Genomic DNA, 22847 nt, shown 5'->3' on the forward strand with positions numbered 1-22847 from the left:
GGCGGATGGCACCGCGCCGGATCGTCCTCGCCGTCATGGCCACCGTGGGGGCCGTGGGGGTCTCGCTGCTGGCTCCGGCGACGGCGAGCACCGCGCCCGTCGCGTTCGAGCGCGACGGGGACCACGGCGTCCACGGCTCGGTCGACGTCACGCTCGACCCCGGCACCAGCGCGAGGGTGATCTCAGGACAGGTCCCCCGCCGGCAGAAGTCGGTCGTCCTGGACCTCGCGGTCAACGGCGACGACGCCCTGTTCAAGGACCTGGTCTTCAGCCTGGCTCCCCTCTCGCCGAGCAAGAGGTTCCTCTTCTGCTTCTACGCGTCCCAGCTCAACGAGGTGGCGTACGACGAGTCCTGGGTCAGTCACATGGACTTCGACGAGACGCAGACGACAGCAGCCCTGGTGAACTTCGTCGCCTGCCAGCGCATCTCGTACCTCATCGCCGACGTGCTCGCGCAGCAGGCGACCAGGACGGATCGGTCAGCCCCGCGGCGGTCCTGCCCGACCAACCCGACCGGGGTTCCTGCGCGCACGACCAGGACCCCCGACGGCTTCGCGATGTCGGTGGACGGTGACCTGAGGAAGTCCACGAAGTCGCCGCTGAAGGTCACCTGCCAGGTCGTGCGGGGAAAGGTGCGCCTCACCCTCCAGCCGAAGTCGAAGAAGAAGTCCCTTCGGAGCGTCCTGGGCAAGAACATCTCGTTCGGTATCACCAGCCCCTCGACCGCGAAGGGGTCGGTCACGCTGAAGGTCACCTTCAGGTCGCCGCGGTGAGGAAGCCCTCCGCCACCAGCTCCCGCGCCAGCGGCAGGTAGGTCTCGCGCGTCTCCGCAGGGTCGCGGTCGAGCAGCTGCGCGACCGCGTCGAGGATCTGCCCGACCGTCAGCTCGCCGTCGCAGGCACCGACGAGCGCGGCCTCGACGGTGTCGACGCGGCGGGCGCGGCGGAACCCGGTCTGCTGGCGGAGCACGACGGTCTCGGGGTCCTCCGCGCCAGGCGCGCCGAGGGTCTCCTGGCGCACGTCCGCGCGGGCGACCAGCCGGGACCCGAGGTCGACCCGCGCGTCGGCGGCGCCGGCCCAGTCGCGGATCGCCGGCGCGATCGGCTGCTCCACGTCGTACGGCCACTCGAGGAGCTCACGGCGCGACCCGCCGCTGCGGCGCAGGTTGATCCAGCCGAAGCCGATCGCCTCGACGCCCTGGTCCTCGAACCAGGACAGCCAGGTGTCGTAGCGGACCAGGTAGTCGCCGGCGCCGTGCAGCCCGGCGTCCTTGAGCCAGAGCTCGACGTACGTCGCGGGGTCGACCAGCTCGCGCTGCACGACGAACGCGTCGGTGCCCTCCGGCACCCAGCCGGCGATCCGCTCGCCCCAGGCGACGTCGCGGGCGACCACCCAGTTGGCGAGCACCTGGCACCACCCGCCGTCGGCCAGGTGCTCCGGCGCAGCCCGGACGATGTCCTCGACGACCCGGTCGCCCGGCAGGCCGGAGTCGCGGTACACCAGCCGCTCGCCGGTCGCCGGCGAGATCACGAACGGCGGGTTGGTGGCGATCAGGTCGAACTGCTCGCCGGCCACGGGCGCGAAGAAGGAGCCGCGACGCACGTCGACCGGCGCCGGTACGTCGTTGAGGACCGTGTTGAACCGGGCCAGCCGGAGCGCCCGCTCGTTGACGTCGGTGGCGACCACCGCGCCGCTGTGCGTGGCGAGGTGCAGCGCCTGGACGCCGCACCCGGTGCCGAGGTCGAGCGAGCGGCCGACCGGTTCGCGGAGGGTGAGCTGGGCCAACGAGGTCGACGCGGAGCTGATCCCGAGGACGTGGTCGGCCCCCACACGAGCGTGGCTGCCGTCGAGCCCGGGTGTCAGGTCGCTGACCACCCACAGGTGGTCGTCGTCGACGGCGTAGGGACGTACGTCGAGGCGGGCCGCGACCTCCCCGACGGTCTGCTCCAGGAAGCCGGCGGCCGCGAGCCGGTCGACCAGGCCGGGCAGCGCCCGCTCCGCCGCCGAGCGCACCACCGGCGCCTGGAGGAGGAACAGCCGGATCAGGGTCTCGAGCGGCCACCCGCCCGCCGTACGCCGCAGCCCCGGGGTGGTCTCGTTGCGCGCGAGCGCCTCGTGGGCGACCGGGCCGAGCACCTCGGCCACGGCGTCGTAGGTGAAACCGGCCACCAGCAGGGCCGCACGCAGCCGACGCGGGAGCTCGGTGCTCGACTCGCTCACGCCGAGAGGGTATGCCGCGAGCCTGTGCGATGGTCCAGACCGCAGGTTGCGGACGGTGCGTGACGGGCATCACGCAAGCGACAACCAGTCGAACGCATGGTCTTGCCGTCCCCCGGACGGCCGGGATGGGAGGGGTCCATGCACCTGTTCTCGCGCGCCATCGGCGCCCTCGTCGTCAGCGTCCTGGTGGCCGCCGGCCTCGCCGTCGGGCTGTCGGCCCCGTCCCAGGCGCACGCCCCGTCGTCGGCTTCGGTGCGGGCCGAGCATCGGCTCCCCTGCCTGGTGAGCGTGCTCGAGGCGACCACCGCACCGGTCATCGCCGGCACCGGGGCGGTCGGGTCGCCGGTCCAGCTCACCTCGCTGCCCACGTGGAACTGCGACCTCGTGACCACGAGCGTGCAGTGGTTCAACAGCAGCGGCGCGATCGCCGGGGCGACGGGCTCCTCGTACACCCCGACCACCGACGACGCCGGTGGGGCCGTGGTCGCCGTGGTGACCGGGACGGTGCTCGGGCTGGTGCCGGTCCCGGTGCCGAGCAACGCGATCCCGGTGCCGCTCCCCGGCGGCGACCCCGGGGACCCCGGCGACCCGGGTGACCCGGGCTCGGACCTGCTCACCCTCGTCGGCGGGCTGGGCCTGCCCGGCTCCGCGGAGGTCGGCCAGCTCGTGACGCTCACCGACCCGGTCTGGAACCTGCCCGGCGTCACCACCACCTACCAGTGGCTGCGCGACGGGGTCCCGATCCCGGGGGCCGACGACCAGTTCTACGTGCCGACCCTCGACGACGCCGGGCACTCGATCGCCGCCCAGGTGACCGGGACGCTCGCCGGGATCCCCGCGGTCACGGTCATCACCGGCGCACTGCCGATCCCGCTGCCGATCTTCGACACCCAGCTCAGCCCGGCAGGCGACGTGACGATCACCGGCGCCAAGAAGATCGGCACCACGCTGGCGCTGACGGGACCGACCTGGGACCCGGCGGACGCCACCAACAGCTACCAGTGGCTGCGCGACGAGGCGCCGATCGCCGGGGCGACCAGCGCGACGTACGCCTTGGTGGCGGCCGACTTCGGGCACGCGATCTCCGTGAAGGTCACCGGCCACAAGGCGGGCTACACGGACAACACGATCACCAGCGACCCGGTCGAGCCGCTCATCGGCGACGCGATCCAGTTCGTCTCGAAGCCGCGCATCACCGGCACCGGCGCCGTGGGCAGGCTGCTCACCGCCGACCCCGGCCAGTGGGGCGGCGGCACCGAGGGCTCCGGCCCACCCGCGTTCGCCTACCAGTGGCTGCGCGGTGGCGCGGTGATCCCGGGGGCGGTCGCCCAGACCTACCAGGTCGACAGCGCAGACGCCGGCCAGGACATCGCCGTCCTCGTCACGGCCACCCGCCCGGCGTACAAGGCCGGCAAGTTCACCACGGCAGCGGTGACCGTCGGCCGGATGACCTCCCGGCTCCGGATGTCGCTCCCGCACAAGTCGGTCAAGCGGGGTCAGGCCGCCGTGCTGAAGCTCGTCCTCTCCGTGCGCGGCACCACCTCACCGACCGGCGCCGTGACGGTGCGCGACGGCAGCACGGTGCGGAAGAACGCCGCCTTCGCGGAGGGCAGGAACGGGCGCCTGACCGTCCGCCTGAAGGGCCTGAAGCCCGGTGTGCACAAGCTGCTCGCCACGTACGCCGGGTCCGCGACCGTCGCCGGCGCCACCTCGAAGGTGGTCCGGCTGCGGGTCACCCGCTAGCCCGGACGCCAGCCGGACGCACGACGGCCCGCCCGGGTGACCGGGCGGGCCGTCGTCGGTGCCGGTGTCCCGAGCAGGTGCTCGGGTCCGTGCTCAGTGCTGCGGTGGCGTCTCGAACTGCTGGGTCGGAGCCGTGTCCGGAGCCGCACCCGGGGTCCCGGCCGGCGCCGCGGTCGGCGTCGTCGTGTCCGGCGCCGAGGCGACCGGCGGCGGGGGCGGGGGCGGGGGCGGGGCGGCCCCGTCCACCTCCATCGCCACCGGGCGACGCTTCGAGATGTAGACCGCGACCACGATGCCGAGGAACGCGGCCACGGCGATCACGATCCGCAGCGGCGTGTTGGCGTCCTCGCCGACCGACAGCTTGACGATCGCCGCCACGATCAGCAGCGAGACCAGGTTCATCACCTTGAGCAGCGGGTTGATCGCCGGGCCGGCGGTGTCCTTGAACGGGTCGCCGACGGTGTCACCGATGACGGTCGCGTCGTGGGCCGGGGAGCCCTTGCCGCCGTGGTTGCCGTCCTCGACGAGCTTCTTGGCGTTGTCCCAGGCGCCGCCGGAGTTGGCGAGGAACACCGCCATCAGCGTCCCGGTCGCGATCGCACCGGCGAGGAACCCGGCGAGCGGGCCCACACCGAGGCCGAAGCCGACCGCGATCGGGGCCAGGACGGCCAGCAGGCCGGGGGTCGCCAGCTCGCGCAGCGAGTCCCGCGTGACGATGTCGACCACGCGGCCGTACTCGGGACGACCGGTCCCCTCCATGATCCCGGGGATCTCGCGGAACTGGCGGCGCACCTCGAGGACCACGGCTCCGGCGGCCCGGCCGACGGCGTTGATCGCGAGGCCGGCGAACAGGAACACCGTGGCCGCGCCGAGGAGCGCACCCACCAGGATGTTGGGGTAGGAGATGTCGAACGAGAACGCCAGCTGGGTGAGCTCGCTGGGCCTCTCGGTCAGGTTCACGTCGCGGACCGACTGGGTGACGCCGTCGACGTAGGAGCCGAAGAGCGCGCTTGCCGCGAGCACCGCGGTGGCAATCGCGATGCCCTTGGTGATCGCCTTGGTCGTGTTGCCGACCGCGTCGAGCTCGGTGAGGATCTGCGCCCCCGCCGCGTCCACGTCACCGGACATCTCGGCGATGCCCTGCGCGTTGTCCGAGACCGGGCCGAAGGTGTCCATCGCGACGATCACGCCGACGGTGGTCAGCAGGCCGCAGCCGGCCAGCGCGACCGCGAACAAGGCGACCGCGACGGAGCCGCCTCCGATCAGGAAGGCACCGAAGACCGCTGCGCCGATCACGAGGGCGGTGTAGACGGCCGACTCGAAGCCGACCGACAGGCCGGAGAGGATCACCGTGGCCGCGCCGGTCAGCGACGTCTTGCCGACGTCCTTGACGGGTCGGTAGTCGGTGCCGGTGAAGTAGCCGGTGAGGCTGAGGATGATCGACGCCAGGACGATGCCGATGACGACCGCCACCGACGCGACGATGCGCGGGTCGGCGTCGGAGTCGACGGTCGCGTTGGTCAGGGCGCCGAAGCTGCCCGGCAGGTAGACGAAGGACAGGATCACGCTGGCGACCGCACCGATCGCCGCCGAGATGTAGAAGGCGCGGTTGATGGTGACCAGACCGTTCTCGCCGGTCTTCGGGCGGCACAGGTAGACGCCGAGGACGGCGGTCAGGGCGCCGATGGCCGGGATGAGCAGCGGGAAGACCAGGCCCTTGTCGCCGAACGCCTGCGACCCCAGGATCAGCGCGGCGACCAGCGTCACGGCGTACGACTCGAACAGGTCCGCCGCCATGCCGGCGCAGTCGCCGACGTTGTCGCCCACGTTGTCGGCGATGGTGGCCGCGTTGCGCGGGTCGTCCTCGGGGATGTGCTGCTCGACCTTGCCCACGAGGTCCGCGCCGACGTCGGCGGCCTTGGTGAAGATGCCGCCGCCGACCCGCATGAACATCGCGAGCAGGGCGGCGCCGAAGCCGAAGCCCTCGAGGACGGCGGGTGCGTCGTGCTGGAAGAGGAGCACGACGACGCTGGCGCCGAGGAGGCCCAGGCCGACGGTCAGCATGCCGACCATGGCGCCGGTGCGGAAGCCGATCCTCATGGCCGGGTTGCGACCCTCGAGCTGCGCCGCCGCGGCGACGCGCAGGTTGGCGCGCACGGCCAGCGACATGCCGAGGTAGCCGACCGTGGCGGAGAACCCGGCGCCGACCAGGAAGAACACGGATCGGAAGATCCGGACGGTGGTGTCGTCGGCAGGCAGGGCGAGCAGCAGGAAGAACGCCACGGCGGCGAAGATCGCCAAGGTCCGGAACTGCCGCTGCAGGTAGGCGTTCGCGCCCTCCTGGACGGCCTGGGCGATGGTCTTCATGTTGTCGGTGCCTTCACCGGCGGCAAGAACCTCCTGGCGGAACATCGCCGCCATCGCAAGCGCGCCGAGCGCGATCAGTGCGACGACGACGACCAGGACGAGGTTGCCTCCGGAGACGTCCACGACAGCGGGAGCGATCCCCGTCATGCGGTTCCTCCAAGGAGTATGGGAGTGATGCAGATCTCACGGACGGGCGGGAGTCTACGCATCCCCTCCGGTAGGTCCGCACGGAGGTGTGACCCGGAACACACGGCGTGTCTCACAGGGTGACGAAAGGCCCGCCGTCCGAGGACGACGGGCCGGTGGCCGCGAGGGCCGGGGTCAGCTGCCGGCGAGTGCCGCGTCGGCGGAGTCATGGATCACGAAGACCTTCGCGAGGCCGGTGATCCGGAAGATCTTGAGCAGCCGGTCCTGGTTGCACACCAGCTGGAGGGAGCCGTCGTGGGCACGCACCTTCTTCAGGCCGCCGACGAGGACACCGAGCCCGGTGGAGTCGAGGAACTCGACCTCCTCCATGTCGATGACGATGTCGTAGACGCCGCCGGCGACCAGCTCGGTGATCTTGTCGCGCAGCTTGGGGGCCGTGTAGACGTCGATCTCGCCCCCGACGGCAACGATGGTCTTGCCACCGGCTTCGCGCGTCGTCAGAGTCAGGTCCACCTATGTCTCCCGGTGCCGCTGGTCGGTCGCCGGTCCTGTCGCGGCGTGAACCCCGACATCCGGCCTGCACAATGAAACCACGCTCACGCCGTCACGCGCACTCAGTCGTGAACAGACGCTCGACGGGCGAGCCTCGCACAGATTACGCCCAGGTCCCAGAATCGGGTCCCACCTCCGGGGTGACCGGGCGCGTCCCGTGCCGGGGGTGCACCGGCGTGTCGGCGCCGTCGTCGACAATGGTCGGGTGACGTCGACGCTCGGTTCCCGCCCCTCCGGGGTGGCCGGCGTGGTCGAGCGGCTCGCCGCCGTCCCCGGCCGCGAGGAGCGCCTGCGCCACCTCGAGGTCCTGCCGCCCCGGACGGCCCGGCACGCGGACTGGCCGGGCTGGGCGGCCGACGACGTGGTGGCTGCGTTCCGCACCCGCGGGGTCGACCGGCCGTGGGAGCACCAGGCGGTCGCCGCGGACGCCGCCCACCACGGCCAGCACGTCGTCATGGCGACCGGGACCGCATCGGGCAAGAGCCTCGGCTACCAGCTGCCGGCGCTCTCCGCCGTGCGCGGGGCACGCGGCGCCCGGGGCCAGCGGGGCGCGACGGTGCTCTACCTGGCCCCCACCAAGGCGCTGGCGCAGGACCAGCTCGCCGGGATCACCGGCCTCGGGCTGGACCTGCGGGTGACGACCCACGACGGCGACAGCGGCCGCGAGCAGCGCGCCTGGGCGCGCGACCACGCCGAGTACGTCCTCACCAACCCCGACATGCTCCACCGGTCCCTGCTGCCGGGCCACGCCCGGTGGTCCTCGTTCCTCGGGTCGCTGCAGTACGTCGTCGTCGACGAGTGCCACCACTACCGCGGCGTGTTCGGAGCCCATGTCGCCCATGTCCTGCGCCGGCTCCGTCGGGTCTGCGCGCTCCACGGCGCCCACCCGACGTTCGTGCTCGCGTCGGCGACCGTGGCCGAGCCGGAGGTGTTCGCGCACCGGCTGACCGGGCTCGACGTCCTCGCCGTCACCGGCGACGCGTCCCCGCGCGGCCAGGTCTCGCTGATGCTCTGGGAGCCGCCGTTCACCTCCTTCACCGGCGAGAACGGCGCACCGGTACGGCGGGCGGCCTCCTCCGAGACCGCAGACCTCCTGGCCGACCTCGTCGTCGAGGACGTCCGCACGCTCGCGTTCGTGCGCTCGCGTCGGGGCGCCGAACAGGTCGCGATGACCACCGCCGAGCTGCTGGCGGAGGTCGACCCGACCCTCGCCGGCCGGGTCGCGGCTTACCGGGGCGGCTACCTCCCCGAGGAGCGACGCGCCATCGAGGACCTGCTGCGCCGCGGCGAGCTGACCGGGCTGGCCGCGACGAACGCGCTCGAGCTCGGTATCGACATCAGCGGCCTCGACGCCGTGCTGATGGCCGGCTTCCCCGGCACGCGGGCCGCTCTGTGGCAGCAGGTCGGCCGGGCGGGGCGTGGCGCCCAGGACGCGCTCGGCGTCCTCGTGGCGCGCGACGACCCGCTGGACACCTACCTGGTCAGCCACCCGGAGGCACTGCTCGGCCGCCCGGTCGAGGCCACCGTCTTCGACCCCGCCAACCCCTACGTCCTCGGGCCGCACCTGTGCGCGGCGGCACACGAGGCACCGCTCACCGAGGACGACCTGCCGATCTTCGGGCCCACCGCGCGCGAGGTGCTCGACGCCCTCACCGAGGGCGGGCTGCTGCGGCGCCGGGCCCGGGGCTGGTACTGGACCGACCGCCGGCGCGCCAGCGACCTCGCCGACATCCGGTCCACCGGCGGCGCTCCGGTGCAGCTGGTGGAGGCGGAGACCGGTCGCGTGATCGGCACCGTCGACGCCTCGAGCTCGCACAGCACCGCGCATCCCGGCGCCGTCTACGTGCACCGCGGCGAGACGTGGCTGGTGCAGTCCCTCGACCTCGAGGACCACGTCGCCGTCATCGAGCGAGCCGAGCCCGACTACTCGACCTCGGCTCGCGAGGTCACCGACATCTCGATCGTGTCCGAGCGCGAGCACGCCCGCTGGGGCGGCTGCCGGTTGTCCCTCGGCGAGGTCGACGTGACGCACCAGGTGGTGTCGTTCCTCAAGCGGCGCCAGCCCGGTGGCGAGGTGCTCGGCGAGGAGCCCCTGGACCTGCCCGAGCGCTCGCTGCGCACCACCGCGGTCTGGTGGACGGTGCCCGACGACGCCCTGGTCGAGGGAGGGATGGCCGGCCGGGACCTCCCGGGCGCGGCCCACGCCGCCGAGCACTGCTCGATCGGACTGCTGCCCCTGTTCGCCACCTGCGACCGGTGGGACATCGGTGGCGTGTCCACCGCCCTCCACCCCGACACCGGCCGGCTGACGGTGTTCGTCCACGACGGGCACCCCGGCGGGGCCGGCTTCGCCGAGCGCGGGTTCCGGGCCGCCCGGGAGTGGCTGACCGCCACCCGCGACACCATCGTGTCGTGCGCCTGCGACGAGGGCTGCCCGTCGTGCATCCAGTCGCCGAAGTGCGGCAACCAGAACAACCCGCTGGACAAGACCGGAGCGGTCGCCCTCCTCGACGTGCTGCTCGGCGGGTAGCCGCCCGGCGCCGCGGACGTTCCCCCACACCCGTGGTGTGCCCTACCCTCCGACCATGGTCGTCCTCGGATTGCTCCTCATGGGACTCGGTGCGGTCGCCGTCGTCGGCGCCCTCTTCACCGCCGACGGCACGACCGAGCTGTTCGGGCTCGACCTCAGCGCGCTGGCGATGTTCTTCGTCGGCCTCGGCGCCGGACTCGCGATCGTGTGGGGCTTCGGGTTCTCCAAGTGGGGCACCAAGCGGACGCTGCGGCAGCGCCGTGAAAGCAAGCGGCTCAACGACCTGTCCGAGAAGCTCGAGCAGCGGGACGCCGAGCGTCGTGAGGACACCGCCGAGCGCGAGGACCGCTCGCTCTGACCCGCTGACCGACCCAGCAGGTCACGCCGGACCCGCGCGCGCCCGGGCCGTCAGGTCCGCGGCCTGACCGAGCCAGTGCGGGCCGGCGACGGTCACCGCGACCGTGACCTCGCGCCCGTCGAGGACGCAGGAGTCCAGCCGCGCACCGTTGGCCGACGCGACCGCCGTCCCGGCGCCACACGGGTCGCGGCCCGACCCCACCGCGTCCGCGGCGGCGAGCGCCGCCAGGTCGGCGGCCGCCTGGGCGGACCGGTGGGCGTGCACCATCGCCGTCACCACGCCGAGCGCGGCGCCGAGCAGGAGCAGCAGGGCGAGGCACGCGACCGCGAAGACGGTCGCTCCGCCGCGCTCGTCGGGGCGGCTCACGGCGCCTGCTCCTCGCTCGCGGCGACGGCCTCGGCCGAGACGGTGGCGCCGGGCAGCCGGCTGAAGAGCCCACCCGGACCGGACACCCGGCCCACGACGACGACGGTCACCTGGTCGCCGTCGTCGTGGACGTCGACCCGGCTGCCGGGCGGCGCGACCTGCTGCCCGCGCGCCACCGCCGCTGCCTCGGCGTCCCCACGCGCCACCGCCCGAGCCGTCTCGCGGGCCGCGTCGACGGCACGCACCTGGGCGGAGCCGACAGCCAGCAGCCACACCAGCCCGATGGTGACCGCCACCAGCAGGGGCAGGACCAGGGCCAGCTCGGCGGTGGCGGCGCCGCGCTCGGACCGGCCGGCCCTGGTCGGGGGCCTCATCCGATGCCCAGCAGCCCGAGCACGTGGTCGAAGAGAGTCTTGAGCAGCTGGTCGCCGAACCCGCCGGTCAGCAGCTTGAACAGCAGGCCGGCCAGTCCGGCGCCCGCGGCCGTGCCGACGGCGTACTCGGCCGTGGTGATGCCGCGCTGGTCGCGGCGGGTGGGGCGGTGGCGAAGGGACATCGAGGACTCCTTGATCCCGGCCGCCCGATGCGGCCGACGCGCCCACCCTCGGCGATCCCGAGCCGGCGTGCCGGGCCGCCGCCCGCGGCTGTGGAGGCCCGGGTCGGGCCGCTCGCGGTGGACGTTTCCCGGGCCGCCGAGATGGACACTGCCAGGGCATGGACCCCGCCGACGACCGCCCCACGTTCCTCCTCGGCGTCGGCTGCCAGAAGGGCGGCACCGCCTGGCTGCACCGTTATCTCGCGTCGTCGCCGGAATGCGACACCGGGTTCCGCAAGGAGTACCACGTGTGGGACTGCGTGGACCTCCCCGAGATGGCGCACTTCCGCGACCGCCTGGCACGACGGGTGACCCGCGCCGCTGGCCGCCTCGGGTCGAGCACGAGCACCGACGCCGAGTCGCTGCGCCTGGCGACGTTCCTCGCCGACCCGGAGACCTACTACGACTACTTCGAGCTGCTCCTCGGACGGGGCGGGATCCGCCTGACCGGCGACGTGACACCGGCGTACGCCGGCCTCCTGCCCGAGCGGCTCGCCGCGATCCGCGACTCCTTCGACCGTCGCGGCATCCGCGTCGCACCCGTCTTCCTCGTGCGGGACCCCGCCGAGCGCATCTGGTCGGCGGTGCGCATGTACCAGCAGCGCAACCCCGCGGCCTTCAGCGGCAGCAGCGACGACCGTGTCGCCGAGGTCTTCACCCGCCCGCGCTTCGAGGCCCCGACGCGCTACGAGCGGACCATGGCCGCGGTCGAGGAGGTCTTCGGCCGGGACGGCGGCTGCTACTACGCGCTGTACGAGGAGCTGTTCGAGCCGGCCACCGTCAAGACGCTCTGCGAGTTCCTCGGGATCAGCCCCCACCTCCCCGACTTCGACCGCCGGGTCAACGCGTCGCCCAAGGAGGAGGGACGAGCCCTCCCGGGGCCGCTCGCCCAGCAGATCGCCGAGCACTACCGAGACACCTGCGAGGCCGTCGCCGAGCGGTTGGGCCGCGAGCTGGTCCTGAGCCGGTGGCCCACGGCCCGGCTGCTCGGCTGGTGACGACGGGCCGAGCCGGTCAGCCGAGGTCCAGCGCGGCGAGCAGCGCGACCACGAGCGGCACGATCCCGACCAGGAGGAACGCCGGCAGCAGGCACAGCCCCAGCGGGAGAGCCGCCTTCACCCCGACGGCCCGGGCGCGCTCCTCGGTCTCGGCGCGGGCGGCCTGAGCGAGCTCGTCGGCGAGCCGCTCGACCGAGGCGACCACCGGGCTGCCGGAGGCCTGCGCGCGTGCCAGCGCCCGGCCGAGGCGACCGAGCTCCGGGTCCGCGCCGAGTGAGTCCCAGACCTGGACCGGGTCGAGGCCGATGGACAGCCGGGCGGCGACCGCGCCGAGCCGGTCGGCCGCGGCCCCGGGCAGTGCCGCCACGACGACGGCCACGCCATCACCCGGGGCCGCGCCCGCGCGCAGGGTCGCCGCGAACAGCTCTACCGCGTGGGGCAGGTCGCGGCGGACCTCCGCCCGCCGGCGCCGGACGTCCGCCGGCTCGGCCCGACCGACCGCGACCCAGGTCACGGCGGCCACGAACACCGCCGCCACCGGCGCCACCGGACCACCGAGGAACAGGAACGCCCCGAGCCCGGCGAGCCCGCTCCAGAGCAGCCGGTGCCGGTGCAGCCAGCCCACCGGGACCGCGTCCGGCGCGTCCGGCGGGCCCACTCGCAGGGTCGGGCCGGTCGGCAGGAGCAGGGCGGCCGCGCCGGCCGCGCAGAGTGCGGGCACCCAGGGGGTCACGACCGCTCCTCCACCTCGGCGGCGATCGCCTCGATCCACCACAGGCCGGCGAGGCCGAAGCCGAGTCCGGCAGCGAGGCAGACGAGCCCGGCCGGCGTCCGGAGCAGGAAGCCCCACGGGTCGCCACCGGCGCCCGAGCCCATGAGCAGGGCGAGCACCGGCAGCACCGCCACGAGTCGGGCGGTCGCCCGGGCGGACGCCAGCTCGCCCTCGACGATCCGCCGGGTCGCAGCCGCCGATCGCAACCCCGCCGCCACCCGGTCCACGGTGACGGCCAACCCCTGACCGGTCCGGTGCGCGACCTGCCAGGCGGCCGCGACGACCCGGAGGTCCGCGGCACCCTCGACCCGCCCGCCGAGGGACCGCAGCGCGTCCGGCACGTCGGCACCCACCCGGAACGCCTCGGCCACCGGCGCCAGCACCGGCCACGCGATCGCGGCCCGGTCGAGCGCGGCACCGGGCGGCCGGCCGGACGCCAGCTCCCCGGCGACCAACTCACAGGTCTCGAGCACCCGGGAGGCGACCCGGGCCGCCTCTCGGCGCCGTCGCCGTCGACGCCAGAGCGCGAGCCCGCCGGCGGCCGCCGCGGCCAGCACGAGCACCAGGGCCCCCTGACGCGGGACGACGAGGGCCACCGCGACCACCCCTGGCGCGACCAGCGGCAGCAGCCGCACCCGGTGGGTGGTCCCGAGCCGCGGCCGCGGCGGGAGGGCGAGGAGCAGCGCGAGTGCCGTGCACGTCGCCGCGACCGTCGTCACAGGTCCAGCCGTCGGGCCAGGAGCGCGGCCGCCGGGCCGGGTGCTGCGGCCCCACGATCGTCGACGTCGAGCGCCGGCAGCATCGAGACCAGCCCGTCGGGTCGTCGCTCGGGCACTGCCACCTGGCGCAGCCGACGCACCCCGTCGGGGCCACGGGCGAGGTGCAGCACCACGTCGACCGCCGACGCAAGCTGGCTGTGCGCGGCGTCGCGGCCCAGCCCGGCCGCCAGGGCCAACGCCTCGACGCGGGCCGGGACGTCCAGCGCCGAGTTGGCGTGCAGCGTGCCGCAGCCGCCCTCGTGACCGGTGTTGAGGGCGGCGAGGAGGTCGACGACCTCGCCACCCCTGACCTCGCCCACGACGAGCCGGTCGGGCCTCATCCGCAGGGCCTGGCGGACCAGGGTGCGGACGTCGATGGCGCCGGCACCCTCGATGTTGGGCGGCCGGCCCTCCAGCGCCACGACGTGCGGATGGTCGGGCCGCAGCTCGCTGGCGTCCTCGACGACGACCAGCCGCTCCTCGGCGGCGACCCGGGAGAGCAGGGCGGCGAGCAGGGTGGTCTTGCCCGAGCCGGTGCCGCCGGAGACGAGGAAGGCCAGGCGAGCGGCGACCACGGCGGTGACGACGCGCGCGGTGTCCGCGGAGAGGGTGCCCGACGCGATCAGCTCGTCGACGGTGAAGGTGCGCGCCCGCGGGACGCGGAGCGAGACCAGGGTCCCCGGCCGGGCGAGGGGCGCCAGGACCGCGTGGAACCGGGTGCCGTCGGGCAGGCGGAGGTCGGCGTACGGCGTCGCGTCGTCGAGCCGGCGGCCGCCGAGTGCCGCCAGCCGCTGCGCGAGGCGGCGCACGGCGTCCTCGTCGGGGAACCGCACGGCGGTGGCCTCCAAGCCTGCTCCCCGGTCCAGGTAGACGTGGTCGGCGCCGTTGACCAGCACGTCGGTGACGCCCGGGGTGCGGAGCAGCGGCTCGAGCGGGCCCGCCCCGACCACGTCGCGACGCAGGGTCTCGTAGACCGCGAGCACCGCCGCGTCGCCGACCGGGCGACCGCTCTCGCGCAGCGCCTCGGCGACCCGGTGCGGGGTGAGCTCACCGGGGCTGCGCGCCAACCGGTCCCGCACGACCTCCAGGTCGTCGACGGCGCCGACGGCGCCGCCCAGGCCCGCGCGGGCGGTGCTCATGCGGCGGCCACCTGGAGGAGGGAGAGCTGGTCGAGGACCTCGGCGGCGGCCCGGCCGAGGGCGCCGCGACGCGAGCGGACCGGACCCAGCCCGAGGTCGATGGCCTCGGCGAGGCCCCGCTGGTCCGACATCCGCGCGAGCACCGGCACGCCGGTCGCGCGGGCGACCGACGCCGGGTCGACCCCGCTCCCCCGCAGCACGAGCCGCACCCGGGTGGGGTCGTGGTGGCGGGCGCAGGTGCGCACCGCGGAGGTCACCCCGGCGACCGTCGGCACCACGAGGACCAGGAGCCGGTCGCACCGGGCGGCGACCTCGTCGACGAGCGGGTCCGGCGTGCGCGGCAGGTCGACGACCACCAGGTCGTGGCCGCGGCGCGCCGCCGAGAGCACCTCGCGGACCGCGAAGGCCTGCAGGCTCCCCGGCGCCCCCGCCCGCCAGGTCAGCGCGCCGAGGCCCTCGCGCCGGGGCAGGGCCTCGCGCAGCGCCCGGGCACTGAGGCGCCCGGTGGCGTCGCACAGGCCGTCCCACCGGACCCCGTCGCGGTCCTCGAGCCCGAGGACCCGGTCGATCCCGGGCCCCAGCGGGTCCGCGTCGACCACCACCGCCCGGCCGCGCCGTGCGGCGACCTGCCCGAGCGCGCACGCGAAGGTCGTCGCCCCGGCGCCACCGCTGCCCCCGGTGACGCCCACCAGCAGGCCCTCCGCCGACGCCCCGGCACCCAAATCGCCGAGGTCGGTCAGCAGCTCGGTCAACCAGGCCTCGGACCGGGGCAGCTGGGCGACGCTCTCGGCGCCCACGGCGAGCGCCACCCGGAACAGGTCGTCGGGCACCCCGCCCCACGCCACGACGTACACGTGGCTGCGGCGCGTGGGCGAGATCCGCGCGAGGTCCTCGGCCACGTCCGCACCCACCAGGACGAGCGGCGCGGCGGTCCAGCCGCGGAGCGCGGCCCCGCCGTCGGCGGCCACGTCGGGGGTCACCCCGGCGGCAGCGGCGAGGCGGAGCAGCTCGTCGAGGAGGGCCTGGTCACGGGTGATGAGCAGCGGCGCGGTCATGGGGTCGATGCTCCCCGCGTGCGGCGACGACGGGGTCGCGATGACGAGCCCTTGTGGGCAAGGGGGTTCGACAGCCCGGGTGTGGACGGGAGGTGGGCCGCGGCCGCCTACGATGGCCCCATGGCGCACCGCCCGACCGCGGCCTTCTTCGACCTCGACAAGACGGTCATCGCGAAGTCGAGCACGCTCGCCTTCAGCCGACCGTTCCAGGCGGGCGGGCTGATCTCGCGGCGCGCGGTGCTGCGCTCGGCGTACGCCCAGTTCGTCTACCTGGTCGGCGGCGCCGACCACGACCAGATGGAGAAGATGCGGCAGTTCATGTCGCAGCTGTGCGCCGGCTGGGACGTCGCGACCGTCCGCGAGATCGTCGCGGACACCCTCCACAACATCGTCGACCCGCTGGTGTACGACGAGGCCGTCTCGCTCATCGAGGAGCACCACCTCGCGGGGCGCGACGTCGTCATCGTGTCCGCGTCCGGCGCCGAGGTCGTCGAGCCGATCGCGGAGATGCTCGGCGCCGACCACGTGATCGCCACCCGGATGGAGATCGCCGAGGGTCGCTACACCGGCGGCATCGAGTACTACGCGTTCGCCGAGGAGAAGGCCCGCGCGATCGAGGAGCTGGCGTCCCTGCGCGGCTACGACCTCGCCGCGTGCTACGCGTACAGCGACTCGGTCACCGACGTGCCCATGCTCGAGGTGGTCGGCCACGCGCACGCGGTCAACCCCGACAAGGAGCTGCGCCGGATCGCCACCGAGAACGGCTGGCCGGTCCTGGTCTTCACCAAGCCGGTCGCGCTCCGTGCGCGGGTGCCACTGCCTCCGACCGGGCCCACCCTCGCCGCGCTCGCGGTCGGCGGCGTCGTCGCGGTCGGTGGCGTGTGGTGGGCCAGCGCCCGGCGTCGCCGCCTCGACTCGTAGCAGTCCACCGGGTCGGGTCCGCCGAGCCTGTCGAGGCCGGGGACGAGTCCCGGCTAGACCTCGCTCCGCGCCCGGAAGTCAAGCCTTGAAGGTGACGCCGAACAGGCGTAGACAGGAGGCAAGAACTGAAGAGGACAGCACGTGAGCCGGGTACCCACGCGGCGATCTACCCTTCCTACAGGGCGCTTGCCGGTTCGGGAGAATCCCGCGGCAGTAGTTGATGATGCACGCCTGGTAGCCCACGGTCTCACGTGTCAGCGACGGCACCCGGAGCAACGACTCGACACACCGGGTGCCGTTCGCATGTCCGAGGGCAGCACGCGTCGACCAAGGAGGTTGAGGAGCGCCCACGACCGACGCAGGAGGTCGCGACGGCGCGTCTCGAAAACCCGGTGAGACAGACGCCGACGCCGGACCTTACTCGGCCGCCCGGCGCAGCGGGCTCGCCTCGGCGCCGGCGGCGTACGCCTCGGCCGCGTAGAGCAGCCAGGCGTGCACCCCTGCCGGACCGCCCTCGGCGTACCCCCGCAGGTTCGACTCGTACGCCGGGCGCAGCGCGAGGTGCCCGGCCTCGGGGACGATGAGCGACTTCTCGTCGACCCCGCGCGCGACCAGGACCAGGCGCTCGGCGGCGCGGGCGACGATCCCGTTGTGGGACGCGAACGGGGCCGCGGTCACCAGCTCGGCGTGCACGACGGCGGCCAGCAGCAGTGCCGGTGCCGAGGTCTCACCGGTGAGCAGGCCGCCGATCCCGCGCAGCCGCTCGGCGGCGGCCTCGTCGCGCGGCCGGCCGCGCTGCTCCTCGGGGAGCCCGGCCGCGGCCACGGCGTGGATCCGGGCCAGCGCCTGGAGCGGCGTCCGGGACAGCGCGGGCGCCAGCCCGAGCAGCTCGGTCGAGACCCGGACGGCGTCGCGGGCGACCTCGTCGCCGGCGCCCTCACGCACCTCGACCAGCGACGACGCGGAGCCCTCGAGCACGCCGCTGGCGTGCGCACCGCGCAGCAGCGAGTCGGCCGTCGTCTCCGGTGAGGTACGGCGCAGGCCGCGGTCGCGCAGCACCACGTCGATGCCGTCGCGGGCGGCGGCGTACGCCGAGGGCACTCCTTCGAGGGAGGCCAGGCGGGACAACGGGTCTGCGCTCACGGACCACACCGTATCGGCGGGTACGGTGACCCTGATGACCGATCCCTCCCGCTCCTTCGGCGGCGTCGTGGACGCCTACGACCGGGCCCGCCCGACGTACCCGCGCGAGGCCGCGGCGTGGCTGGCCGGCGAGCAGCCGACGACGGTCCTCGAGCTCGGTGCCGGCACCGGCAAGCTGACGAGCGTGCTGGTCGACCTCGGCCACGACGTGCACGCGACCGACCCCGACGAGCAGATGCTGGGCCGGCTCCAGGAGCACCTCCCGGACGTCCGCGCCTCGGTGGCCGGCGCCGAGGACATCCCCGCCCCGGACGCGTCGTACGACGTCGTGGTGGTCGCGCAGGCCTTCCACTGGTTCGACCACGACCGCGCCCTGCCGGAGATCGCGCGCGTCCTCAAGCCGGGCGGCCGGCTCGCCCTGGTCTGGAACGAGCGCGACGAGCGGATCCCGTGGGTCCGGCGCCTGGGCACCGTCATCGGCACCCAGGAGCAGCTGGCCTCCCACGAGCCGCTGGTCACCTCGCCGTTGTTCGGGTTCGTCGAGGAGCGCGAGTTCCGGCACTGGCAGGTCGTCGACCGTCGCTCGATCCAGGACCTCGCGCTGTCGCGCTCCAACGTCGCCGTGCTCGGCGAGGCGGAGCGGGCGGCGAAGCTGGCCGAGGTGCTCGCGTTCTACGACGACTACGGCCGCGGCATGGACGGCATGCAGCTGCCCCTGCGGGCGTCCTGCTTCCGCGCGACGCTCGTCGACCCACCGGCTCGCGCCGGTGACCAGGCCGACGCGGAGGACGCCGCTCCCGAGCCCGTCACCGACGACGGCTCGGACGCCGACGTGCTGCTCATCGACTTCCGCTGAGCGGCCGGGCGGGCCACGATGTCGCCCATGGCTCGCCCGTGGAGACGTCGGCACCTGGGCACGGAGGCCGACCGGGCGACGTTCCGGACGCTCCACAGCGCCTCGCTGGCCTCCCCCGCCCTGCGGACCGGGCTCAACGCCGGGAGCGCCGAGCGCAGCATCCGGCACCTCCACGCGCTGCTGGGCACGCCCGCGGTCGCCCTGACCGATCCCGCCGGGGTGCTCGCCTGGCACGGCGGCGGCCAGCACCACGAGGACCAGGCGGCCCGGCTCGCGGTCGAGACCGTCGACCGGGGCGGGACCCGGATGGTGGACCGCAGCGACCTGGGCTGTGACGTCACCGGGTGCGCCATCCGGGCGGCCATCGCCAGCCCGCTCGTGGTCGACGAGCGGGTGGTCGGGACGCTCCAGGCGTTCACGACCCACGCGACCGCCGGACTGGCGCGCGCGGTCGACGAGGTGGCCGCGTGGGTCAGCGGCCAGCTCGAGCTCGCCGAGCTCGACGCGAGCCGCACCCGGCTGATGGAGGCCGAGGTCCGTGCCCTCCGGGCCCAGATCAGCCCCCACTTCATCTACAACTCCCTCGGGGCGATCGCGAGCTTCGTGCGCACCGACCCCGACCGGGCCCGGGACCTGCTCCTCGACTTCGCGGACTTCACCCGCTACTCCTTCCGCCGGCACGGCGAGTTCACGACCCTCGCCGAGGAGCTCCGCTCGGTGGAGCGGTACCTCCTGCTCGAGCAGGCCAGGTTCGGTGACCGGCTCCAGGTGACCTTGCGGATCGCGCCCGAGGTGCTCACGGTCGCCGTACCGTTCCTCTGCATCCAGCCGCTGGTCGAGAACGCCGTGCGGCACGGGATCGAGGACGGCGAGGGCGTCGGACACATCCGGATTGTGGCGCGCGACCGGGGTCAGGAGTGCGTGATCGAGGTGGAGGACGACGGGTCGGGCGAGGAGCCGGAGCGGGTGCGGCGCGCGCTCGCCGGGGACACCGACCTGGACTCCGTGGGCCTCGGCAACGTCGACGGCCGGCTGCGCAACGCCTTCGGCGACGACTTCGGCCTGGTGGTCGAGACCGCCCCCGGAGCCGGCACCAAGGTCGTGGTGCGGGTCCCCAAGTTCGCGCCGGGGGTGCACGCGTGAGCCGGCTGCGGGTCCTGGTCGTCGACGACGAGCGTCCTGCCCTCGACGAGCTCGCCTACCTCCTGGGTCGTGACCCGCGCATCGGCGAGGTGCTCACGAGCAACTCGGCCACCGAGGGGCTGCGCCTGCTCCAGGAGCAGGACGTCGACGTCGTGTTCCTCGACATCCAGATGCCCGGGCTCACCGGGCTCGAGCTGGCCCAGGTCCTGGCCCGGTTCAAGGTGCCGCCCCCGATCGTGTTCGTCACCGCCCACGAGGGGCACGCCGTGGACGCCTTCGACCTGCGTGCCGTCGACTACGTCCTCAAGCCGGTGCGCGCGGACCGGCTGGCGGAGGCCGTGCGCCGGGTGGTCAGCGGCGGCGAGCGGTCCGCGCCCAGCATGGACGCCCAGATCCCGGTCGAGCGTGGCGGCGTCACCCGCTTCGTCAACCGCTCCGAGATCACCTACGTCGAGGCGCACGGGGACTACGCCCGGTTGCACACCGCGACGGGGGCGCACCTGGTCCGCACGCCGCTGTCGACGCTGGAGGAGGAGTGGGCGCCGGCGGGGTTCGTGCGGATCCACCGCTCGCTGCTGGTCTCGCTCGCCCACATCGACGAGATCCGGATGGACGGCGGCCGCTGCTCGGTGCGCCTGGCCGGACCCGAGCCCGTCGAGCTCGGCGTCAGCCGCCGGCACACCCGCGAGCTCCGCGACCTGCTGCTGCGCCGAGCCGGCTCGTGAGCACGCCGTGAGCGCCGAGGACCCCCCGCCACGGGTCCGGGTCACCGGACCACCACGTCGGCGTACCCCCACGGCGCGCACCCGCGACATCGACGCCGAGACCCGGCTGGGCGAGATGCTGATGGGCTCCCTGCTGCGCGCGCAGCTGCGGCTCGCCCTCGGGGTGCTGGCGGTGCTCGGCGTGACCCTGGGCCTGCTGCCGGTGCTCTTCCGGCTCGCGCCCTCCCTGGCCGGGGCCGACGTCCTGGGACTGCCGCTGGCCTGGCTGGTGCTCGGCGTGCTCGTCTACCCCTTCCTCGTGCTGCTCGGCTGGGTCTACGTCCGGCGGGCGGAGTCGAACGAGCGTGACTTCGCCGAGCTGGTCGGCGACGCCGTTCCGACCGATCCGGAGGACGACCGGTGACGCCGCTGCTCACGGACGGGTTGGACGCCGCCCCCGGCGTGGTGGCGGTCGCCCTGGTCACCGTCGCGACCCTCGCCATCGGCACGTGGGGGCTGCGCCTCTCCCGGACCACCAGCGACTTCTTCGTCGCCTCGCGCACGGTGCGTCCGGGGTTGAACGCCTCCGCGATCGGCGGGGAGTACCTCTCGGCCGCCTCGTTCCTCGGGGTCGCCGGCCTGCTGCTCACCTTCGGCGCGGACATGCTCTGGTACCCCGTCGGCTGGACCGCCGGGTACGTCGTCCTGCTCGCGCTGGTGGCGGCCCCGCTGCGGCGGTCCGGCGCCTACACGCTCCCCGACTTCGCCGAGGCCAGGTTCGCCTCCCGCCACGTCCGGGCCGCGTGCTCGCTGCTCGTGGTGGCCATCGGATGGCTCTACCTGCTCCCCCAGTTCCGGGGCGCCGGGCTCACCCTCCAGTCCGCGATCGGAGCTCCCCTCTGGGTGGGGCCCGTCATCGTCGTCCTGGTCGTCGTGGCCAACGTGACCAGCGGCGGCATGCGCAGCATCACCTTCGTCCAGGCCTTCCAGTACTGGCTCAAGCTGACGGCACTGCTGGTCCCCGCCGCAGTCCTGCTGGTGGTGTGGACCGGCGACGGCTCCCCTGCCGTGCCGACCGCCGCGACCGCGGACTGGTCGCTGCCGCTGGCCGGCACCGGCGGCCAGGGGCTCTACATCACCTACTCGCTCATCGTGGCGACCTTCTTCGGCACCATGGGGCTGCCCCACGTCGTCGTGCGCTTCTACACCAACCCCGACGGCCGCGCGGCCCGCCGCACGACGCTCGTCGTCCTCGCCCTGCTCGGCGCCTTCTACGTGCTGCCGCCGGTGTACGGCGCCCTCGGGCGCATCTACGCGCCCGAGCTGGCGGCGTCGGGACGGTCCGACGCCCTGGTGCTCGAGCTGCCCCGGCTGATGGTCCCCGGGATCGTCGGTGACCTGCTGACCGGCCTGGTGACGGCCGGCGCCTTCGCGGCGTTCCTCTCGACGTCCTCGGGGCTGGCGATCGCCGTCGCGGGGGTGCTCAGCCAGGACGTCACCAGCCGGACCTACCGCGGTCGCCGGCTGCGCGGCATCACGGCCTTCCGCGCGGCGGCGCTCGTCGCGGTGCTCGTGCCCGCGACAGCCGCCCTGCTCACCCCGGAGCTCAGCGTCGCCCGCACCGTCGGGCTCGCGTTCGCGGTCGCTGCCTCCACCTTCTGCCCGTTGCTGCTGCTCGGCATCTGGTGGCGCGGGCTCACCGCGCGCGGCGCCGTGGCCGGGCTGGCGGTCGGCGGCCTCGGCGCCGGCCTCGGCGCTGCCTGGACCCTGCTGGTCGAGCCGCGATCCGGCTGGGGGCCCGTGCTCCTCGAGCAGCCGGCGGCCTGGAGCGTGCCGGCCGCCTTCCTGACGATGGTCCTGGTCAGCCGACGCACCCGGGGGCGGGTCCCGCACCACGTCGGGCAGTTCATGGTCCGTCTGCACACCCCTGAGGCGCTCGACCTGGACCGCGGACCGGACGGCAGCCCCGACCGCTCGTCGCTCGAACTCGACCGCTGACCGACGCGCACCGTCCGTCCGTCGATCGTCCGGGACGTACCCCTCGGCCCGGCCACCCTCCCGCTCCTACGGTGACCGCCATCACATCGGTACACCCCCGGGAAGGGACGAGCACCGTGACCCACCAGACCCATCGACACGCGACGAGCCATGATCCGGTCTACGACCGGTTGGCCGCCGAGCCCGACTTCAAGGAGCTCAGGAGCCGCTACCGGGGATTCGTCTTCCCGGCCACGGTCGCCTTCCTGAGCTGGTACCTGCTGTACGTCGTCATGTCGTGCTGGGCCACCGGCTTCATGAACACCAAGATCGTCGGCAACATCAACGTCGCCCTCGTGTTCGGCCTGCTGCAGTTCGCCACGACGTTCCTGCTCGCCTGGATCTACAGCCGCTTCTCGACGGCCCGCCTGGACCCGCTGGCGCGATCCCTGAACGCGGAGTACGAGGCCGCGTTCGCCGACGAAGACGGCCGGAGGCACTGA

At 74.2% G+C, this 22847-nt stretch carries 23 protein-coding genes; 12 read left to right on the forward strand and 11 right to left on the reverse strand.

Annotation, left to right across the window (positions count from 1 at the left end; all coding sequences use genetic code 11):
- The first annotated feature begins 5 nt into the window (after positions 1-5).
- On the forward strand, positions 6-773 hold the full coding sequence (locus tag ACILQ5_RS03575; RefSeq protein ID WP_395656593.1) for a hypothetical protein: 768 nt from the start codon (positions 6-8) through the stop codon (positions 771-773).
- Here ACILQ5_RS03575 and ACILQ5_RS03580 read toward each other — a convergent pair.
- On the reverse strand, positions 757-2220 hold the full coding sequence (locus ACILQ5_RS03580) for a methyltransferase (protein WP_395656594.1): 1464 nt from the start codon (positions 2218-2220) through the stop codon (positions 757-759). The two genes, ACILQ5_RS03575 and ACILQ5_RS03580, sit on opposite strands and share 17 nt — an antisense overlap.
- Positions 2221-2358: 138 nt before the next feature.
- Between ACILQ5_RS03580 and ACILQ5_RS03585 the strand changes: the two genes are divergently transcribed.
- Positions 2359-3963, forward strand: coding sequence for an Ig-like domain repeat protein (locus ACILQ5_RS03585; RefSeq protein WP_395656595.1), 1605 nt, complete (start codon positions 2359-2361; stop codon positions 3961-3963).
- 93 nt (positions 3964-4056) lie between these two features.
- Here the strand turns inward: ACILQ5_RS03585 and ACILQ5_RS03590 are convergent, their stop codons facing one another.
- Positions 4057-6477 carry a sodium-translocating pyrophosphatase gene (locus ACILQ5_RS03590; protein WP_395656596.1) on the reverse strand — a complete coding sequence of 807 codons (2421 nt, stop codon included), beginning with the start codon at positions 6475-6477 and terminating at the stop codon, positions 4057-4059.
- A 174-nt stretch (positions 6478-6651) separates the two neighbouring features.
- A complete protein-coding gene (locus ACILQ5_RS03595) occupies positions 6652-6990 on the reverse strand; it encodes an anti-sigma factor antagonist (RefSeq protein ID WP_395656597.1) in 339 nt (112 codons plus the stop codon).
- Positions 6991-7234: 244 nt separating this feature from the next.
- Between ACILQ5_RS03595 and ACILQ5_RS03600 the strand changes: the two genes are divergently transcribed.
- Together ACILQ5_RS03600 and ACILQ5_RS03605 are read left to right on the forward strand one after the other, a co-directional pair.
- A complete protein-coding gene (locus tag ACILQ5_RS03600; RefSeq protein ID WP_395656598.1) occupies positions 7235-9559 on the forward strand; it encodes a DEAD/DEAH box helicase in 2325 nt (774 codons plus the stop codon).
- A gap of 55 nt (positions 9560-9614) precedes the next feature.
- A complete protein-coding gene (locus ACILQ5_RS03605; protein ID WP_395656599.1) occupies positions 9615-9917 on the forward strand; it encodes a hypothetical protein in 303 nt (100 codons plus the stop codon).
- A gap of 21 nt (positions 9918-9938) precedes the next feature.
- Here ACILQ5_RS03605 and ACILQ5_RS03610 read toward each other — a convergent pair whose 3' ends face one another.
- The 3 genes from ACILQ5_RS03610 to ACILQ5_RS03620 are packed head-to-tail and all read right to left on the reverse strand — an operon-like array spanning position 9939 to position 10839.
- Complete coding sequence (locus ACILQ5_RS03610; protein ID WP_395656600.1) at positions 9939-10283, reverse strand: Rv3654c family TadE-like protein; 345 nt, start codon at positions 10281-10283, stop codon at positions 9939-9941.
- Positions 10280-10657: a TadE family type IV pilus minor pilin gene (locus ACILQ5_RS03615; protein ID WP_395656601.1), complete on the reverse strand. Its 378-nt coding sequence runs from the start codon at positions 10655-10657 to the stop codon at positions 10280-10282. The genes ACILQ5_RS03610 and ACILQ5_RS03615 overlap by 4 nt, the downstream gene beginning before the upstream one ends.
- Entirely contained in the window at positions 10654-10839 is a 186-nt protein-coding gene (locus ACILQ5_RS03620; RefSeq protein ID WP_395656602.1) for a DUF4244 domain-containing protein, read from the reverse strand. The genes ACILQ5_RS03615 and ACILQ5_RS03620 overlap by 4 nt, the downstream gene beginning before the upstream one ends.
- 158 nt (positions 10840-10997) lie before the next feature.
- Here ACILQ5_RS03620 and ACILQ5_RS03625 point away from each other — a divergent pair, with 158 nt between their 5' ends.
- Positions 10998-11876 (forward strand): sulfotransferase, encoded by an 879-nt coding sequence (locus ACILQ5_RS03625; protein WP_395656603.1) that lies wholly within the window; start codon positions 10998-11000, stop codon positions 11874-11876.
- Between the two features lie 16 nt (positions 11877-11892).
- Here ACILQ5_RS03625 and ACILQ5_RS03630 read toward each other — a convergent pair whose 3' ends face one another.
- The 4 genes from ACILQ5_RS03630 to ssd are packed head-to-tail and all read right to left on the reverse strand — an operon-like array spanning position 11893 to position 15600.
- Positions 11893-12609 (reverse strand): type II secretion system F family protein, encoded by a 717-nt coding sequence (locus ACILQ5_RS03630; RefSeq protein WP_395656604.1) that lies wholly within the window; start codon positions 12607-12609, stop codon positions 11893-11895.
- Positions 12606-13367, reverse strand: coding sequence for a type II secretion system F family protein (locus ACILQ5_RS03635; RefSeq protein WP_395656605.1), 762 nt, complete (start codon positions 13365-13367; stop codon positions 12606-12608). The genes ACILQ5_RS03630 and ACILQ5_RS03635 overlap by 4 nt, the downstream gene beginning before the upstream one ends.
- The gene (locus ACILQ5_RS03640) at positions 13364-14545 is read right to left on the reverse strand and encodes a TadA family conjugal transfer-associated ATPase (protein WP_395656606.1); all 1182 of its coding nucleotides are present in this window, start codon (positions 14543-14545) and stop codon (positions 13364-13366) included. Before ACILQ5_RS03640 ends, ACILQ5_RS03635 begins: the two co-directional genes overlap by 4 nt.
- Complete coding sequence (gene ssd / locus ACILQ5_RS03645) at positions 14542-15600, reverse strand: septum site-determining protein Ssd (RefSeq protein ID WP_395656607.1); 1059 nt, start codon at positions 15598-15600, stop codon at positions 14542-14544. The genes ACILQ5_RS03640 and ssd overlap by 4 nt, the downstream gene beginning before the upstream one ends.
- A gap of 120 nt (positions 15601-15720) precedes the next feature.
- Between ssd and ACILQ5_RS03650 the strand changes: the two genes are divergently transcribed.
- A complete protein-coding gene (locus tag ACILQ5_RS03650; protein WP_395656608.1) occupies positions 15721-16521 on the forward strand; it encodes an HAD family hydrolase in 801 nt (266 codons plus the stop codon).
- Positions 16522-16938: 417 nt separating this feature from the next.
- Here ACILQ5_RS03650 and ACILQ5_RS03655 read toward each other — a convergent pair whose 3' ends face one another.
- Positions 16939-17664, reverse strand: a complete 726-nt coding sequence (locus ACILQ5_RS03655) for an oxidoreductase (RefSeq protein ID WP_395656609.1) — start codon at positions 17662-17664, stop codon at positions 16939-16941.
- Positions 17665-17698: 34 nt separating this feature from the next.
- Between ACILQ5_RS03655 and ACILQ5_RS03660 the strand changes: the two genes are divergently transcribed.
- The 6 genes from ACILQ5_RS03660 (at position 17699) to ACILQ5_RS03685 (ending at position 22847) form a co-directional block, all read left to right on the forward strand.
- Positions 17699-18520 (forward strand): class I SAM-dependent methyltransferase, encoded by an 822-nt coding sequence (locus ACILQ5_RS03660; RefSeq protein WP_395656610.1) that lies wholly within the window; start codon positions 17699-17701, stop codon positions 18518-18520.
- Between the two features lie 18 nt (positions 18521-18538).
- Positions 18539-19663, forward strand: a complete 1125-nt coding sequence (locus tag ACILQ5_RS03665; RefSeq protein ID WP_395656611.1) for a sensor histidine kinase — start codon at positions 18539-18541, stop codon at positions 19661-19663.
- Positions 19660-20388 (forward strand): LytR/AlgR family response regulator transcription factor, encoded by a 729-nt coding sequence (locus ACILQ5_RS03670; protein ID WP_395656612.1) that lies wholly within the window; start codon positions 19660-19662, stop codon positions 20386-20388. The genes ACILQ5_RS03665 and ACILQ5_RS03670 overlap by 4 nt, the downstream gene beginning before the upstream one ends.
- Before the next feature lie 7 nt (positions 20389-20395).
- Positions 20396-20791, forward strand: a complete 396-nt coding sequence (locus tag ACILQ5_RS03675) for a hypothetical protein (RefSeq protein WP_395656613.1) — start codon at positions 20396-20398, stop codon at positions 20789-20791.
- Positions 20788-22365, forward strand: a complete 1578-nt coding sequence (locus tag ACILQ5_RS03680) for a cation acetate symporter (protein WP_395656614.1) — start codon at positions 20788-20790, stop codon at positions 22363-22365. Before ACILQ5_RS03675 ends, ACILQ5_RS03680 begins: the two co-directional genes overlap by 4 nt.
- Before the next feature lie 116 nt (positions 22366-22481).
- Positions 22482-22847, forward strand: a complete 366-nt coding sequence (locus tag ACILQ5_RS03685; RefSeq protein WP_395656615.1) for a DUF485 domain-containing protein — start codon at positions 22482-22484, stop codon at positions 22845-22847.

The organism is Nocardioides sp., assembly GCF_044226305.1.
GTDB lineage: Bacteria > Actinomycetota > Actinomycetes > Propionibacteriales > Nocardioidaceae > Nocardioides.